The organism is Enterococcus pallens ATCC BAA-351 (genome assembly GCF_000407485.1).
Lineage (GTDB): Bacteria > Bacillota > Bacilli > Lactobacillales > Enterococcaceae > Enterococcus_A > Enterococcus_A pallens.
Genome location: NZ_ASWD01000009.1, coordinates 41,296 through 59,104, shown reverse-complemented (window position 1 = coordinate 59,104; position 17,809 = coordinate 41,296). Strand labels below are relative to the sequence as shown.

17 protein-coding genes are annotated in these 17,809 nt (G+C 37.5%); 16 read left to right on the top strand and 1 reads right to left on the bottom strand.

The features are described from left to right. Nucleotides 1–18 precede the first annotated feature (18 nt). From I588_RS25900 to I588_RS25860, 9 genes are all read left to right on the top strand, one after another. Complete coding sequence (locus tag I588_RS25900) at nt 19–1,080, top strand: replication initiator protein A (RefSeq protein ID WP_010760142.1); 1,062 nt, start codon at nt 19–21, stop codon at nt 1,078–1,080. A 1,043-nt stretch (nt 1,081–2,123) separates the two neighbouring features. Then, on the top strand, nt 2,124–2,465 hold the full coding sequence (gene traE / locus I588_RS25895; RefSeq protein WP_010760143.1) for a type IV conjugative transfer system protein TraE: 342 nt from the start codon (nt 2,124–2,126) through the stop codon (nt 2,463–2,465). Between the two features lie 579 nt (nt 2,466–3,044). Further along, a complete protein-coding gene (locus I588_RS25890; protein ID WP_010760144.1) occupies nt 3,045–3,341 on the top strand; it encodes a hypothetical protein in 297 nt (98 codons plus the stop codon). A 133-nt stretch (nt 3,342–3,474) separates the two neighbouring features. After that, entirely contained in the window at nt 3,475–4,812 is a 1,338-nt protein-coding gene (locus tag I588_RS25885) for a C39 family peptidase (protein WP_010760145.1), read from the top strand. Between the two features lie 69 nt (nt 4,813–4,881). After that, a complete protein-coding gene (locus I588_RS25880; RefSeq protein WP_010760146.1) occupies nt 4,882–5,619 on the top strand; it encodes a hypothetical protein in 738 nt (245 codons plus the stop codon). 179 nt (nt 5,620–5,798) lie between these two features. Beyond that, a complete protein-coding gene (locus tag I588_RS25875) occupies nt 5,799–9,857 on the top strand; it encodes a SpaA isopeptide-forming pilin-related protein (RefSeq protein WP_010760147.1) in 4,059 nt (1,352 codons plus the stop codon). A gap of 78 nt (nt 9,858–9,935) precedes the next feature. Continuing rightward, nucleotides 9,936–10,343, top strand: coding sequence for a hypothetical protein (locus I588_RS25870; protein ID WP_010760148.1), 408 nt, complete (start codon nt 9,936–9,938; stop codon nt 10,341–10,343). A 19-nt stretch (nt 10,344–10,362) separates the two neighbouring features. Continuing rightward, entirely contained in the window at nt 10,363–10,725 is a 363-nt protein-coding gene (locus I588_RS25865; protein WP_010760149.1) for an ArsC/Spx/MgsR family protein, read from the top strand. Nucleotides 10,726–10,744: 19 nt separating this feature from the next. Next, entirely contained in the window at nt 10,745–12,151 is a 1,407-nt protein-coding gene (locus I588_RS25860; protein WP_010760150.1) for a glucosaminidase domain-containing protein, read from the top strand. 130 nt (nt 12,152–12,281) lie between these two features. On the opposite strand, the gene I588_RS27480 is transcribed toward I588_RS25860, so the two are convergent. Continuing rightward, nucleotides 12,282–12,368, bottom strand: coding sequence for a type I toxin-antitoxin system Fst family toxin (locus I588_RS27480; protein WP_174316924.1), 87 nt, complete (start codon nt 12,366–12,368; stop codon nt 12,282–12,284). Nucleotides 12,369–12,504: 136 nt separating this feature from the next. Between I588_RS27480 and I588_RS27765 the strand changes: the two genes are divergently transcribed. From I588_RS27765 to I588_RS25830, 7 genes are all read left to right on the top strand, one after another. Continuing rightward, a complete protein-coding gene (locus tag I588_RS27765) occupies nt 12,505–12,657 on the top strand; it encodes a hypothetical protein (RefSeq protein ID WP_010760151.1) in 153 nt (50 codons plus the stop codon). Between the two features lie 103 nt (nt 12,658–12,760). Continuing rightward, complete coding sequence (locus tag I588_RS25855; RefSeq protein WP_010760152.1) at nt 12,761–13,669, top strand: hypothetical protein; 909 nt, start codon at nt 12,761–12,763, stop codon at nt 13,667–13,669. Between the two features lie 44 nt (nt 13,670–13,713). Next, complete coding sequence (locus I588_RS25850) at nt 13,714–13,905, top strand: hypothetical protein (protein WP_010760153.1); 192 nt, start codon at nt 13,714–13,716, stop codon at nt 13,903–13,905. A gap of 30 nt (nt 13,906–13,935) precedes the next feature. Next, the gene (locus I588_RS25845) at nt 13,936–14,151 is read left to right on the top strand and encodes a hypothetical protein (RefSeq protein WP_010760154.1); all 216 of its coding nucleotides are present in this window, start codon (nt 13,936–13,938) and stop codon (nt 14,149–14,151) included. Between the two features lie 39 nt (nt 14,152–14,190). Further along, complete coding sequence (locus tag I588_RS25840) at nt 14,191–15,456, top strand: hypothetical protein (RefSeq protein WP_010760155.1); 1,266 nt, start codon at nt 14,191–14,193, stop codon at nt 15,454–15,456. Then, nucleotides 15,443–16,957, top strand: a complete 1,515-nt coding sequence (locus tag I588_RS25835; protein ID WP_010760156.1) for a RodZ family helix-turn-helix domain-containing protein — start codon at nt 15,443–15,445, stop codon at nt 16,955–16,957. The genes I588_RS25840 and I588_RS25835 overlap by 14 nt, the downstream gene beginning before the upstream one ends. After that, nucleotides 16,954–17,685: a hypothetical protein gene (locus I588_RS25830; RefSeq protein WP_010760157.1), complete on the top strand. Its 732-nt coding sequence runs from the start codon at nt 16,954–16,956 to the stop codon at nt 17,683–17,685. Before I588_RS25835 ends, I588_RS25830 begins: the two co-directional genes overlap by 4 nt. Nucleotides 17,686–17,809 lie beyond the last annotated feature (124 nt).

The window sequence follows — 17,809 nt, the reverse complement described above, 5'->3', positions numbered from 1 at the left end:
TTAGAAGGAGAGCACCACATGTCCGATTTTAAATTCTTTAAAAAAGACCGCGTATATAACGAACTTTATTACCAATTTCCTAAAGTACTTTTGGTAAGTGATAAATACAAAAAAATGTCCGATTCCACAAAAATATCCTACATGCTTTTAAAAGCTAGACTTGAATTAGCAATCTACCGAAATCAGATTGATGAAGATGGAAATGTGTATTTTAGTTTTACTCAAAAAGAACTAGCAGCAACTCTTGGTTGCGAGACTCAGAAGGTTAAAGATATTTTGAAAGCACTCCAAAAATACGATTTACTAAAAGTGAAAAATATGGGGTATAACAAAAAACTCAGAAAAAGAAATCCTAACCGACTATATTTAGCTGAACTAGAAGTAACTGAAAACGACATTTACGAGCTGAAGGAACTAGATCTAAATAATGACAAAATGGATCAAAACGTTGATATACCGCATGAGGTGAAAATCACCCCTAGTAACGAAAATGAAAATAGCCCTGAAAACATTGATACACCGCATGGGGTGAAAATCACCCCTAGTCAAAACGTTGATATACCGCATAGGGTGAAAATCACCCAAGAACTTAATAATTCTAAAACACTAAACACTAAAGAAACTAAAAGAAACGAAGACGACTCCATTTTTAGACAAAAGGATTTCCTTCTGGAAGGCTTTGCAGATCACATGATAAATCAAAATAAAACGTATTTACCGTATAAGACACTGTTCTTCATCGAGTCATATAGTCATTCGATCGAGGAAGCTCATTCGCTTATGAAAAAAATACACGCAGCAAAAGCAAATGCTGAAAAATTAGAAAACGAGTCATTTAGTTATGAAGTAATCAAAGAGCAGTACGACATAGACATAGATACCAAGATCACTAACACAGTGAGAAATGTTTTTATGGAGCAAAAAACAAGCAATGTTAAGAGTTTAGATGGATTAATGTTCAGCTGGTCAACAAGATGTTTCAGAGAAGTGATCACACAGAAAAGGAATGCTGATGGAAGAAATAAGTTTCCAGAAGTGACCTTGAATAATTATCTTGAAGAACCACCGCAACAACCATGATCAAGCAAAATGATACGTCTGGTTTGTTAGTGAATGAAAAAATGTAGATAATTAGCCGAACGTACATTTACATTTGTTTGCTATTTTGATGCTTTTGTTTTTTTAGTTGATCTGTGTGGTGTCATGATTTTTTTGAGATTTTAGCAATTAGCTATAAAAAATCAAAATTTTAGCGAACATACGTTTGCACTTATTTTAAAATTTGGTATAATTTCAGTGAGATTAAGACGTCTATCTCATTTGCCAATTTTCTTTTGTGATTCGGATCGCATGAATGAAGTTGAAGGAGATCTGGTTACTTAACTGGAAATTTGTGGCTTTAGATAAAAAATTAATTAGTTGATTGATTATATAACGAGAAAAGCTCAATAAGAGAACAGAGAAAGACCGAATTGATAATGTTGTATTTGCTCTGTTGACTTGTTAAAATAATTGCAGAAACGTTTCTAGGAATCGAATGAGGAGGAGGATATGTTGCGGTAAGTTCCTTGGCTTTGATAATTCCGTGTGAATTTTTTATTAAAAAAGGCTTGTGATTTAAAAAAAATTGTGCTACCGTAAATTTGTATTTTGATAATGATTATTATATAGCCAGTAGTTGTTGCTTGCTATTGTGAAGCTTAATAAAAAAAGGAGATCGGAAGGATTTCTCGCCATTTCTGAGTTGGCGCTCAGGAACAGGTCATAGATTTCCAACCGTCCAATCAACGTAAACACCTTAAAACCACGCTGAAAGGGTATCTCCTTCTTTGTTACAGTTTTACCTGCAACAGGCTTATTCTAACACAGTATGTTCAAGAAATTAACTAGTTTATTTGTGCTGGGAAATTTTTTGTCAAGAGACCTTGAGGCAGAGCTATCCTTTAAATTTTTTAGGGTGGATTCTCTGAGAGGATCTCTGTACTTTGTTATTGCCTGGAAAGTCAGATTCGTAACTGTAGCAAAAGAGGGGCATTACACTTTAGAGTGTGATGCCCCTCTTTTTATTTGGCTTCGGAATGGTAAACAGCAACGGATTGGTAACTAATACAGGAGGAAAAATTTTGGGTAGAAGATTGGGAATTGAAGATATCGGTTATTATGCTGAAAAGGTTATGGTGTATGAAAAAATCTTAGTGGGAAGAGATCCTGATGGGATGCCAATCTTCAAGAAAGGCGTACAAGAGTATCGTGTAGAAGGATTAGCGGCTAGGAAAGTTCAACGGTATTTTGAAGATGGAAAGACCAAAGAAATATTGTCGGAATCAGTTCCGGTGAGAAGTTTGTATAAAAGAATTAAGCACGTCTATGATTTCAATAAAGTTCTAATAGCACGTAGAAATGCACCAAACCAACCACTTTTTGTTACAGGAAAAGGCATGAGTAAATTTCTAAGGTTAGGATAAAAAACAAGATTATTTCTCTTTTTTCGCACGCCTGAAAATATTGTGGATGGGATTAAGAACCTAGTGGAATCAGTGGAAACAATCATAAGGCCTTTAAGCGGTCGATGGCTCACTAAAATAACTTTTAGAAGGTACTTTCGGTATAAGAAATTTTATGGGAACGTCGGTAGTTTTTAAGAGTGATATCATAAAAAATTGGTCACTCAAGGCATACTGGCTTTGGGGAAACTGGTGGAATGAACAGCAACACTAAAAGTTGATGGTAAACAGCTAAGTGATTTATCTTTTGAAGCAATCCATAGCACCACACTTAATCAGAGCAGCTACTAAGGGAGTGTGGTTTTGACGGACGCTTATCCGTAAGGGATGGGTGGGTTCCTCGTAATGGGGGAGTCGCATAGTTAGTGCTAACGACACTAATTATGTCGTGTGCTGCAGTACATTTAGACACTTGTCATTCACAAGTATCCTGGTCTAATAGGGTTTCTAGTTTCGGTTGCCATAAACTAGTCGTATTTTATTTTTGTGTGTGCGAAAAAAGAGAAATAACGACTAGTAATTTTTGTTGAGGTGATTAGGATGGAAATGCTAACCAATCTACAAATACAAACAGATCTACCTGCATTTGTAGAAGAAAGAATTGCTTATTTTGCAAGATACGTTTCAAAAGGATTATGTTTGATAGATTTTTGCTTATTCGTGACAGCAGAATTAGACGAAAATCTACTCCAGCAAATGTTCGAAGATATGACTGGTGGAAGTTATCTGTTTTGTAGTTATGAATTTCTGAAATGGTACAGGGACTCTCTTCATTGGAAAGATCGACAAGTCTATTTGGTACAAGAATGTTTACGAGTGTATCTAGAGCAAGCATAAAGAATCAATTCAAACGATAAGAATTGTTAGTCTTAGTTAAGTAGAGAGCCATTCGCAACAACTCTTGACATAAAAAAACTTCGATTGATAAAATATTGTTACCAAAAATACCAAATATAGGAGAAATAGAGTTATGAAAAAGAAGTATTGGAAAGTATTAATCGTCGGGTTGTTAACTATCCCATTAGGAATGGGAAATGTTGTATTAGCGGAAGAGTCGGCCGAACAGCCTACTAAATCCGTTCAGACAGAAACTAGTCAATCAACCATTGAACAGACAGTAACCAGCCAAACTGTCGAAAGTCAGACCGCGAGTAGCCAAGAGCCAGAGGAACAAATTGCAAGCTCGGATGTGACGAACCTCTCACCTGCGGGGAGAGCAACACCAGAACAAGAGATAATGGTTCCTGATCCTGAAACGGATGAAATTGCAGCTGAAAATGCACGCAGCGCGTCATTGCCTGTGGAAGCCCGTGCAGCAAATAATTTACAACCAGTATATCGAGTGTACAATCCAAATTCGGGTGAACATTTACACACATTGAATGGGAATGAAAAAGATTCTCTAATGTCTCTTGGATGGGTGTACGAAGGAGTTAGCATGCAGATTGATGGGAATGGAATCAATTTGTATCGTGCCTACAATCCGAATTCTGGCGAGCACTTCTACACAAAAGATTACAATGAAATAGAAAATATCAAACGTGCAGGATGGAACTATGAAGGAGTTGCTTGGAAAGTCCCAAACAGTGGTAAAAATGTGTACCGCTTGTTCAATCCAAATGCTCGTGACGCAGGAAGCCATCACTACACATTGCTCGAAGCTGAAAAAGATGATCTTGTAAGACGCGGTTGGAGATATGAAGGTGTTTCATGGTCAGTAACCGGTGGATCGATTAATGTAAAATCTACCAACGTAATCAACAGTGTTCCATACATTAGTCAATACACACCTGTAAAAGCACCCTGGGGTTGTGCTTCAGCTTCCTTAGCAATGCTTTTAGGTTCGAAAAATATCAAACCTGATTTGCGAACAATGCAAGATAACTTGCCAATGTATCCTAGCAATCCAAATGGCCAAATGGGAAATGTCTATACAGGTGCTGGATTTGGTTGGGTTATAAAACCAAATGCGCTAGCTGCTTACGGTAAAACATACGGCGGAAATACAATAGATATTTCGGGATCAAATACGGTTCAAATTATTAATCGCGTCTTGAACGGTCAGCCTGTTCTTTATTATGGGTATTCTTCATACCAGAATAATGCAGATAAAAATAGAAACCATTGCAAAGTGATTGTCGGTTACAATCTTGGAAAATTCTTAGTCTATGATCCATTGTATTATTCAAGCAATGCTGGAGCAGGCAGTGGCGGTAAAAATATGTTGTATGATCATGGCGCGAGAGCTTGGATAACAATGGGGCAATACAATGCGGAAAAGGATGGCCGTGCAATTACCATTCAATAAGGTTTTATAGAAATATGATGTAGGTAAAAAATTGAGTTTAGTATAATTACGATAAAGGAGAAGATCAAAATGAACGGTAGTAGTATTTTAGGTAAAGTTGTTGTTGGTTTAGGAATTTTGTTGGGAGTTGGCAGTGTTGCTTTAGCAAATTCAACTGATGCAGATGCTTCGACTTTGTACCGTGCCTATAATCCTAATACTGGTGAACATCTTTATACACAGAATTACAATGAAATTCCTTTTGTTGTAAAAGCAGGTTGGCGTAATGAAGGGATAGCTTGGGAAGCGCCAAGTAAAGGTGTTCCAGTGTACCGCATGTTCAATCCGAATAATGGAGGAGATCATCATTATACCGTTAACACAAATGAAGTAGATATGTTGAAAGGTAAAGGATGGCGTTACGAAGGTGAATCATGGAAATCTGGTGGCAGCATACCGGTTTATCGTTTATATAACCCAAATGCGAAGTCAGGTACACACCACTATACGCAACTAGCTTTAGAAAAGGATCAGCTGGTAAAAGCAGGATGGCGTTATGAAGGAATTGCCTTTTATAGTGGGTCGGATGCCTCAACACAGCCAACACAGCCATCTAAACCACAAGAACCGGCGAAACCAACTTCTCCAACAATTGTGAGTGGTTGGGTAGGAAATACTGGAAAAATATTTGCTAGTAACTTAGAAGCATCTGAGTATGGTGAGAATGAATGTTTGAAAGAGGGATCAATATACAGCAGATATGTTGTGATTACTATTTTCTATTCGGATGGTAGTCAAAAATACTCAGTGTCATTGTATGAAAATTAAGCCAATATTAACTTAATAGAGTATAAAAAAGTCGATCATTGATCGGCTTTTTTTATTTCTTGGAGGTGATTATAGGATGTTTAGCATACGCTCCCCTTCATAAAAGTGAATTCTTTACCATAAGACAAGTTTTTATAAACTTGTTTTTTTTATTGAATTAAAGTCTAGGAGTGAACACTATGAACAAGTTTAAAAAGATTCTAATGTCTTTAATGCTGTTATTTTCATTGAGTGGTCAATTGGCTCCTTCCGTGCAAGTTTTAGCAGAAGTACAAAAAACAGAAGTCTCTAGTAGTTCGGAAGTGGTCGAAGAAGTTGAAACAAAAGAAGTTACGAAAAAAACAACTGACACAAAAGAATCTACTAAAACAAGCGAAACAGAAGAAGTACAGACTGAGAAACCAGAAATTGGAAAGAGTCAAAATTCAAATGATAGTCCGAAAGTAACGGTAGACGATCATCAAGTACCAACGAATCAATTAGCTGATATTTTAGACCAGTATGGCTATTATATGACCGAAGATGGAAAATTTCTATCTCGTACAAACGAAACGATTCGCGACAACTGGAATGAATTTTTAGAGAAAGTTCAGGAAGTTCAAGGAAATTCACAAGTAGGACGGTCATTGTCACCACTGACGAGAGCTGGTGTAACGATCTATGTAGATCAAAATTACTCTATTCCCACAGCATCATGGGATTACTCTAGTGGAATTCACGATTCAGGTTTCTATGCAAAACGTGATGCAAATGGTGGTATGTTATGGTGTGTTGCACCAGGAAATCCATTGAACTTTGGTGCTAATGGTGGTTTTACACCAGAAGAACGGGACCAATTAAACTTAGTAATTGCTAGTTTAATTGCGTATTGGGGGTACGAAACCCAACCATCTGTTGCGAATGCTTTCTATACAGAACGCCATATCCAACGGATGGCGTCGGCAGTTTCAACTTCCAATATCCAAGACCCATCAGGAACAGTGAGCCAAGCAGGTTATGAAGCTTGGGTAAAAGAAACTGATCGTAAAATCAATTCGTTTTTAACAAAACCAAGTTTTGATACTAAAAGTTTTACAATGAAAAAAGGGGATACCCTTCGGATTGATGATGTAAATAGCTCGTTATGGGCGTATAAAGTTGCTACAAATGACACGAATATGAATGTCTCTATTGATGGCAATACACTTGTAATAAAGGCAACTGGTGACGTAAAAGACGGTACAATCCAATTAAAATATAATATTCCAACCTCTTATCAAGGAGCGACACTAGTTTATCGCCACCCTTATTCTCAAGAATTACTTCAAGCTGCGATTAAAGACCCGAATATCACGAAAGTAAATATTAAAGTATTAAAAAATGGGAACGCCAAAATTAAGAAAGTAGACGCAGATACAGGGAAAGCTATTTCTGGTGCAAAGTTCAAACTTTCTTATGACGGAAAACAGGTAGAGGTTGTCACAAATGCAACTGGAGAAGCTGAACTGAAAGACATTACACATGGCACAAAAGTAACAATTCAAGAAATTCAAGCCGCAAATGGCTATGTCATTAACCAAACACCACAAACTGTAACAATCGAAGCAGACCAGACAGTAACCGCTATTTTTAAGAATAAAAAACAAGTCGGGCGCTTAGATCTAATCAAAGAAGATAAGGAAACAGGAAATCAACCACAAGGTTCTGCCAAATTAGATGGCGCTGTGTATGGGCTATTTGAAACAAACGGTCAAAAAGTAAAAGAAGTGACGTTGAAACAAACGGGAGATAAAGTCACTGGTTCTTTCGAAAATATTCAGATCATGCACGATTACTACGTGCAAGAAATCAAAGCACCCGAAGGGTATAACGTTGATGGAACAAAGTATCCGGTGAATATTGCTTATGCCGGTCAAGATCAAACAGTCGCAGTACAAAGCATGAGTTTAAAAGACCAAGTCATTAAAGGTGGCGTAGAAATCGTTAAAATTGGGAACAAGCCACTTGTTAACCAAGTACTGGATAAACTCACTGGAAAATCAGACAATGTTAAACCAAAATTAGAAGGAGCAGAATTTACAATCACTTCTAAAACGACAGGCAAGCCAGTCAAAGTAATTATAACCGATAAAGACGGTAAAGCGAGCACAGGTAAAACATTGCCGTATGATTCTTATATCATGACAGAAACAAAAACCCCAGAAGGTTATTTAACCATTGAACCGATTGAATTTACTGTTTCAGAAGAAGATCAAACATTCTTCTGGGTGTTGGAAGACAAAATCATCGAATCACAATTGCAGTTAATTAAAGTGGATGCGGAAACAGGGAAAAATATTCCGTTGAGAGATACAACGTTTAAAATTTGGGATCGCTTGGCCAATGATGGCGAAGGGGGCTACGTTTCTATGCGTGTACCTAATTCATTGGAAGTCAGTGACGAGTTTAAAACCAATGAAAAAGGCGAATTAGTCACCAATGATAGTTTACCTTTTGGAAAAGATCGTTATGAAATTCGTGAGCTGCGTGCGCCAGAGGGCTACTTATTGGCAACTGAACCCGTTGTATTCTCGGTAACTGAAGCAGATGCAGGTGGTGTGATCACGATTAAATTTAAAAACATGCCACAAAAAGGACAAGTAAAGATTCATAAAACAGGTGAAAAAGGGATTTCTGCTGTCGAAAAAGAAAGCGAATATGGAAAATATGCGGAAATCCAATATGATCAAGTGGATTTAGCAAATGTAAAATTCAAGATTCGTGCAGCAGAAGACATTACAACACCTGATGGTACCGTTCGCTTAGCGAAAGGTGACTATATACAGAAGGATGGAAAAGATCTTGAGCTAGTCACTGATGACTCAGGAATGACGTCATCTGATCCTAATTTGTATTTAGGAAAATACGAAGCAATCGAAATCGAAGCACCAAATGGTTTTGTGATGTTAGAAGAGCCAATACCTTTTGAAATCAACTATGAGGGACAATTGGTAGAATTAGCGTCAACTGATGTAAAAGTCGAAAATACATTACAAAAAATAGATGTGTATGGCTATAAGAAACAAGAAGTTGTCACTGGTTGGGAAGATGGCAAACCAACGATTGAGTTAGAAGATGCGAAAAATGACCAAGTGTTTGGTTTATATGTTGGTGAGGAGGGTATTCAGATTGGTTTTACTATTTTACCTCACGATACAGCGTTGGCTTTTGTGAAAGTAAAAGACGGTAAACTAGCATTTGAAGGGTTGACGCTGCCAAATGTAGAAAGTAATTTCTATATTAAAGAAATTGATGCCGGAAATGATCATGTTCTGGACGAGACCCACTATGGCTTCCAATATGTGCCTTCTACCAATCAAAAAGAGCATACGATCCATGTGTTTGCAGATGGCTATGCTGAAAACAAAGAAATCTTAACAAAAATGGCTCGCAAAGAAATTGAGAATAAATTAGCGTATACCGATGTAGAATTGGTTAAAACGGATAATTTAGGAAACAAACCACTGGAAGGAGTCGAATTCCAACTTATCCGTGAGGATGACAAAAAGGAAACAGTGGTGGACACGTACAAGACAGATAAAGATGGAAAAATCATCGTGGAGAAACTACCAACTGGAAACTATAGATTTAAAGAAACAAAACCATTGAGTTGGTACTATCCAAATGAAGATGATCTGAGCTTCGAAGTAACACCAGAAACGAATGGACAAGTTATTTCGCTGAAAGCAGTCAATAAACGGAAACCAATGGAAATCACTACGTTTTTAGCAACTGTAGACGGTAATAAAGAAGCTGATCCAACAGTCGATAATATATTACGTGATGAGGTAGAAATCAAAGGAGCAGAAGTTGGTCATACGTACTCTATCGTAACACCATACGTTGATCCAGAAACGAAAAAAGTAATTACAACCGTTGAATCAACGTATACAGCTGAAGCAGAGAACGAAACGATCCAGGTAGATATTCCGATTGAGAAAAATACCATGAAAGATGGGCAAAAAGGTGTTGCAACACACTATATTTACTACGACAAAGAAAAAACAAAGGAAATTGGTAAAGAGGATAATTTGGAGAATACCGATCAAATGGTGACTTTTAAAGAACGAAAGGTATTCCCAAAAACAACTACAGTATCAAAAACAAAGACATTACCAAAAACGAATGACTCACAGAATATCTTCATGAGTGTGATTGGTTTAATTCTTTTGGTTGGAGTAAGTGTCGTAGTTTTTGTTCGTCGTAAAACATGCAAATAATTTTTGAAAAAAGAGATAGTCAATAAATGGCTCTCTCTTTTTTATTTCAGGAAATTTTTTTGGAGGGGAAATCAGAGAATGACAAAACATATGAAAGAACAAGAGAACGTTCTTTTTTTGACAATTGGTAAGGAAGTCAAACTCAATTTCGATGAAAACGACTACTTATCAAGTATTCGCTTAACGGTCAACAAAGTAGCTGAGTTATTTGGAAATAAGTTGGTAAATGAGTCGAGTATATTTAACGTGGAAATAATTGGTCTGATCACTCAAAGCAACTATAGGACGTATATACGGGTTGTAGATGGTAGACAGTGTGTTAGAGGGAATGCCAAATATAAAGAAGTAGCAGTAGATCAGAAAAGAACACATGAAAAAGAGGGCAATCGAAAAGTTTATTCACAAGGACATTTTGAATTTTTCGTAAAAAAATCAGAAAAAATAAAGAAAAATGAGTTGATTCTCCCCTATAATCTTTTTAGATAAAAAAGAGGAGAGAGCAACAATGGTATTACACGTTTATTTTAGCAATGGACAATCGGATAGGAAAGTACGGAAATGGTTAGTGAGTCAGGGTATTCCGTATAAGGAACATAGAATAAAAAAAGATAGTCTTAGTAAAAAGGAACTAAAACTCTTGTTGAGACATACGGAGAATGGATTGGACGACTTAATCAAGCGCACAGTAGATTCTTCTCATTTTGATGATATGACACTAACTCAAGCCCTAGACTCATTAATCAAAGATCCAAGTCCATTAAGAACCCCCATTTTATTTGATGGCAAAAAGATGGAATTGGGATTTCATGAGGAAGAAATCCGTTGTTTCATTCCACATGAACTGAGAGTATTAGCAGGAAGTGTTTAGTGAAATAAGGAGGATATTGGTGAAGAAATTTTCAAGAATCGCTTCTGCATTGTTCTTATCTGTACAGGCATTTCTAGCAACACCTTTAAATGTATTTGCGGATGAAACCTCGCCACAAAGTACAGCAGAGCAGGTGCAGCAATCAAAAGAAGAGTCGGAAACAGCCACAACAACAGAAAGTAGTACGGCAACAAGTAGCGAATCGTCAACGGTGCCTTCAAGTGAAAGTAGTACGACTGCAAGCAGTGAATCGTCAACGGTACCATCTAGCGAAAGTACAAAACCGTCAGAATCAACAGTTCCAAGTCAATCGGAAGTACCGAAAGCAGAAGAACCCCAGAAGGAATCGGTACAGCAACCAGCGACGCCGGTGAATCCTGATCAACCAATAGCGGAACAACCTAAACAAGAAGTCGTTCAAAATCAGGAAGCAGCACAACAAAAACCAGCAATTGATCAGCAGGCAACAGCTGAATTAGCAGAATTTATTCCTTCAGCAAGCGTTACGGAGGATGGCACACTACATTTTGAAAAAGATGAGTCTGTCGATAGTTTCATTCGTAAAATTGGTGAACCGGCACGAAAAATCGGAAAAGAGTACGATCTGTATGCGTCAGTGATGATTGCTCAAGCAATTTTAGAATCAGCTAGCGGCCAAAGCCAGTTGGCACAAGCACCGAACTACAATCTGTTTGGTATTAAGGGAACTCACAATGGAAAATCCGTTTCTATGGTTACCCAAGAGGATTTCGGTAATGGAAATCTTTATGCGACTCAGGCAGGGTTTCGAGTCTATGAAAACTATGAAGACAGCTTGACAGATTATGCCAAACTAATTAAAGAAGGGATTTCAGGCAATTCAACTTTCTATTCAGGCGTTTGGAAATCGAATGCGAAAACTTATCAGGAAGCAACTAAATTCCTTACAGGGCGGTATGCGACGGATACGCAATATAATAAGAAATTGAACGGATTGATTGAAACGTATGACTTAACGGAGTATGACAAAGAAGTCCAGGGGCCAATGATCAGTTCAGAGGGTTATAAGGTACCGTTGAATAATTACACGATTTCAAGTCCTTTCGGAATGAGAGGTGGCGAATTTCACCGAGGGTTGGATATGGCTGCGGCACAAGGTGAACCCATTCATGCCATAAAAGCTGGAAAAGTGCTTAAAGCAGAGTACCACTACAGCTGGGGCAATTATGTCTTACTCCAGCATGACGACGGTTCAACTGCTCTATATGCCCACCAACAACAATATACAGTAAAATCTGGCGAGACAGTTTCCCAAGGCCAAACGATCGGCTATGTAGGAAGTACTGGAAACAGTACCGGAAGTCATTTACATTTGGAAGTGTGTCGGGACAGCAGCTTGTCTCAGAGTATGTTAATCGATCCGCAAAGTGTTCTGTTTGGCAACTAGGGTAGTTGAAAAATAGGTGGAAACATGCTAATCTTAACATGCAAAGATATAAAGTGTAGTACGCACTGAACCCCTAGAGAGGTCGGATTCTCTAGGGGTTCTTTTTTTGCTGATGTCGCCGTCTGTTGTTTTACTTCTTGCTTCGATTATTCAGCCAATAATCGAATAGGGTGACAATCACCCCAACAAGAAGGGAGCAAAGAAGATCATAAAGCATAGTACACACCTCCTTTAGTCGCGAAGACTATCGGATAGGCGACAATTTATTTTAACAGAATAGTTGAGATTCGGACACTTAACATAAAAATTGTTAAGTGTCTTTTTTACGTTAAGAAATAGAAAGGAAAATCGACATGTTTATACTAGCTGTTGGAGGGTGCTGTTTGCTTTCTGGTGGGGCTTTGGGAGTCTTTATCATGGCTCTTTGTATTTCAGCTAAGAATGCAGATATAGCAGCTGAAAAAGCTTTTTTAGTTCATAAGGAAAGTGTAAACACTGATAAGTGAGAACAAATAAAAAATAGAAATGTGAGAAAAGCGAAAGAATCAATTGGCAGATTGATTCTTTTTTTTCCTTTTTTCTTACAAAAGGTGCTAGGAGGTGAAGAAAATGAGTAAAGATGAGGCCTTAATTAAAGGAACGATTGATACGGTTCTACGCTACACTTATCCTGATACTTACAAAAAGTATTTGAGTTACTTTATCAGAATTCGGCCAAAAGAGCTGAAAACTAAGCATGCTCATTATATTCGAAAAGAGCGAATGATTGAGATTTTCAATTTATCCAGAGAATCTCGCTTTTTATTGATCACTTGCCTACATGAAATAGCACACCATGTAGAATATGAAGACTTGGGAGAGAGTGATCATGGGAAGCCTTTTTTTCAACGTTTGTATAAGTTGTATCTAACAGCTGTCGGCTTGAATCTTTTGGACTTGCTAGATGTTACTGAAGAAACAGATGCAATTGATTACCCTGGTTTAGTTCGACATTTTGGTGAAGTCTCGAATTGGGAAGTGCCGAGTATTCCTGATATGAAAAAAAGAATGGTCATAGTAAAAGATGGCCGTTCATTTAGGAATATCTTGAAAAATCGTGGCTTTTACTGGTTTACGATGAGTCAAACGTGGCAAAAAGAAACGAATACGTTAGAAGAAGCTGAACGTGAGGTTCAGTTTTTTTTAGATTATTCCTCACCAGAAAACCTGTTAATTCGACCAGTAATATCACCAACATTTTTATCTTATTACTATATCGGAATCGAAAATGGCTATGAGTATAGATACGGGTTGAAAGAGCTTGGCTATTTTTGGGAGGGATATGGCGTAAAAAAAATGTGGGTAAAAAAGGTAGATGCACAAAGTTATTACACTGAGCTCGAAAAACTAACGCAATTTGCGGGAATAGAATACAAAAAAGTAACACCAAAACAGACTCAAGAAAAAGTAGAAAAGGAAATCAAAGCACAAAAAAAGAAGCAAGAAGATGAAGGATATGTCATTGACTACTACGTGTAGTATCAATTTCGATGAAAGAATGTACTAGAAAGAGGGGACCCCCTATGGCAATAACGAATAAAGAACTGACAAAGAAGAAAGCAACCGCAAAATTGATCCTAGAAGCTAAAGGTTTAGATTTTGACGAGTGGCTTGCACAAAAATATGATGAAGTATTTAGTGAGAATGAAGAAATCATTCAAAAAGCATTGAAATCATTTAAAGAACAAACAAATAGATTTCCTTCCAGTGTATAGGAAGTATCAATCGATTAGGAGGAAAGTTTAATGGATTTCGTTACTCAAAAGCTCGAATTTATCTTAAGAGGGATACAAACAGTCGCTGGTAGCTATGCATCAGTTATGTTGGCAATCATGGGGTATCATTTTATGACCAAAAATCGCCAGAAATTAGATGAAGCGCAAGATGGTGTGAAAAATATTGTTATTGGTATTTTTGTTGTAATTGGTGCAGAAATGATTATTACCTGGCTGAAAAGCTAATACACCTGATTAATTCCGTTGGAGAAAGGAGGAGTATACTTGTATGTAATTTTTGGTACAAGCAAGAAAAAGTTAGGTAGGTTGTTACCAGGTAAAAAAAGGTATAGCCTCACCGAAGCAGACGAACAACTCAAGGAATTTGCAAGTACCTTATCGGTGAGGAAAAAGCCTAATTATGTGATCATTGAAATTTACGATGGTGAAGAAAGAATATTTAGAAGTGAATTTTTGGCTGGAACAGACGATTCAAGTAACTTGAGACTACTTCTGCTAAACCTTCTAGAAACAGAGTTTCCAGATGCTGACGAGGAAGAAAAATCCGAACTTCTCCAACGTATTAATCAAGCATATCTGGCTGAACAAAATGTAACCAACAGTCATGAAAAAGAATATAAGGAAGATCCTGTACCACCGTTAATTACGATTAGGGAGAAAACGTCACTGATTTCAAAGGCAACAGAAGACAAAGAAACGCGTGAACTTGCGCCAGAGGAACTAACTGGATCAGTACTATTCTCACCAGCAGTGGAAGAAAACCAAGTAAAACCTAAGACGAAAAAGAATCGATTACCGAAAAAGCCTGCCTGTCACTTTGCAGGCTTTTTTTCTAGAAAAAAGAAATGGCTTGTTCTTGCAGCTGTACTTTTCATTGTCGCTGGGGTAGGTATTCCTTTTTTTGTGACAGGTTCCATTGGCTTCAATCAAAAAGAAAGCTATTCCGAACTGGTGAAAGAGGGAAAATACAGTCAAGCACTGAAAGAATATCCTGAAGAGGAAATGAACTTAGTCGAACAACTATATAGTCAGAAAGAGTCGAAAGAATTAAAACGGTTGGCGGATAAATACCATTCCAAAATGGCTCTTTTTTATTGGGCATTTCTGAATCAAAAGTGGTCACAAGTCACTGAAATAAAGGGGATTACACAAGACACTACGATTCAAGCAATGAAAGGTTACGCCTATTTAGCGCAAGGTAAACTGGAAGAAGCTGAGTTAATCAATAAAGTGTTGGAAAATGACACACTGAGTGATCAAATCAAACAAGCAAAAAAAGCTGTAGCTTATGAGAAATTGCGAGATCAAGATATTGCTGCTGCTGAAGCAATTAACAAGGAGATCAAAGATTCTGAATTAACAGAGGATATTCAAGTAGCGAAAAGTATTGTTAATTTGCTGAAAAAGTATCAATCGGATAAAGAGAACACGAAACTATCTGAATCTGAACGTAAAGAAGCTCAAAGTAATTTTGAATTATGGTTGAGCAACCTTGAACAATTAGGAGGAAAAATAAATGACGGAAAATAAAGAAAATACTCCAGAAAAAAAAGAGTCACTGTCTCAAAAGAGGAAATGGCTACTAATTAGCCTTTGTTCAGTAGCTTTACTAGGAGGGGCTGTTGGTTATGGAATCTACAGTAATCAACCTGATGATCAGGAAAGTCTCAAAGTAGAACAGAAGGGGGCTTCATCCAGTAAGCAATCCAAACAATCATTAAATCCATGGGAAAAGCAAGTAGCACCTAAAAAAGAACAAAAAGCGAAAGAAAATAAATCTGCAGATGATGTATTAAGTGTTGTCATTGGTGATAAGAAAGAAAATAGTCTATTTGGTGTCGAGATTCCGTCGGGGTCAGAGAAAAAAGGGCTGATTGATAAATTAGCGATAGCGTTAGATGATCAAACCCAAAAAGAGGAAGCCCGTAAAGCGTCTGAAGTCGTTCATGCGGCCGAAGTTAATAAAGAATCTAATACTGATGCTGGTTTAATTAAGGATCAGATTCCGGATAAAGGAAAGGAAGAAGAGAGTGTGAAAGACCCAGATTTAAATAATGATTTCAACCCTCTTCCAAATCCATTACCGGACCCAGCGCCGGATCAAAATCCAACTCCTAACCCTAATCCGATACCAACGCCAGATCCCGATCCTAACCCTAATCCAACACCAGATCCGGCTCCTTCGATTGATGAGTTGATTACAGAATCAAAAGAAGAATTGTCTGATGCCACTCACAAAGCCAATCTAGTCAACGAAAAATTGGCTAAAGTTAAAGCGGAATTGGATAATATGCAAAACGTAGAGTCTAATACAGAGAATCAAGCAACCAAAGCGACCGATCAATGGGCTAAGGTTCAAAGTTTGATCATTGAATACAACCAACTTTCTACTCAACTAAAGCAGTTAATCGCTGTAGATGGAACAGTACCAGAAGTAAATTTGGATCTTTATAAAGAAACGTACGAAAAATTAAGTCAAAAAGTGATTGAAATCAAGAGCACACAAGAGTTAGCTAATAAGGCGACCAATGAAATGAATACGACTATTCTAAATGCTGAAGAAACATTAAGTCAGCTTGATCAAAAGAAAGCTGATTACCAAAAGGCCCAAGAGGATGTGACGAATGTCGCAAACCAAGTAGGAGCTGCAGTATCAAATGCCAATAAAAATGACCAAGTAGCTTCGGCAGTGCAACCAGAAATCACTCAAGCACAAGAAGCTAGCAATGTCATGGGTGAAACAAATAAAGAAGTAGGGAACCAACTAGATCAGGTAAATACTGAAGAAACACAACAAGCAATCGATTCGGCCAACCAAACCGCTCAAGTGGTTAATGAGCAAGCAACAAATCAAAATAATGCTGTGTCGAATGTGATCAATGATTTCGATAGTTTACCAAAACCAGAAGTTGAAAGTAATCCAGAACCCCCTACTCCATCAGAGAGTTCACAACAAGTACCCACTGATCCAGGTGTTGCACAAGTTCCAACGGCTTCAGCTGGACAAAGTTCCGAGGGGGCGGTTGAATGAGTGTAAAGAATAAATATTTCTACCTTCTTTTTAGGCACTATGGGCAAGGATTCTTATTCCTTGCCTTTTTGTTTTTCTTATTTTTCTTGGCACATCTGGGATTTAATCATTTCAACGACTTATTTTTCGTAGGCTTTAAGGGAGTAGATAAGGTGAATCAAATCAGTATTGCTTCTATAGTGGAGACTATCACAGTCTTCATTTTTATATTGGTTTGCGGTATTTACATGGTTACACAAAAAACAAAGTATATAAGAACAGGACTTCAAATTGTCATATACCTTTACGTGTGTATTGGTTTGCTTGGGGCGATTGATCTTCTTTCTAGCGAAAACAGTTCAATTGTATACGCTAAAAGTACCTTAGTAGCTGCGTTTACGTTTCTTCTTTATCGTAGATATGTTGCTATTGAGGATAAAAAGCTATTTACTGAGATTTTTCCGGCTTTGAAGAATATCAATGATGCAAATGCTGTTGAAGATCTGCCTAACATTTCTGAGGAATGGAAACCTTATTTGCGGAATATTAAAGGGCATAGAGAAAAAAGTGTGAATCAAGCACTCGTTTCTTATTTCTCTATGTGGGGCCTGAGCCACAAGTCAGATTCTTTCCAGATTTCATTTAGACTGAGGTATGCACCTTTTCAATTGAAGATTAGCGAAATAGTCAATTATACGCTTCCAGTAACTAGTAGTCTGGGAAAATCGTATAAGAAAGAGGTGGAGTAAGATGTCACTATTGTTTTTATTCATTCTTTGGCTGACTGCTTGCTGTGTATACGTCAGAAAGGACAGTGAAGCTCTTATCGTGCATGTTCTCTATTCCTTATTGTGTATAGGATTAATCATTAGT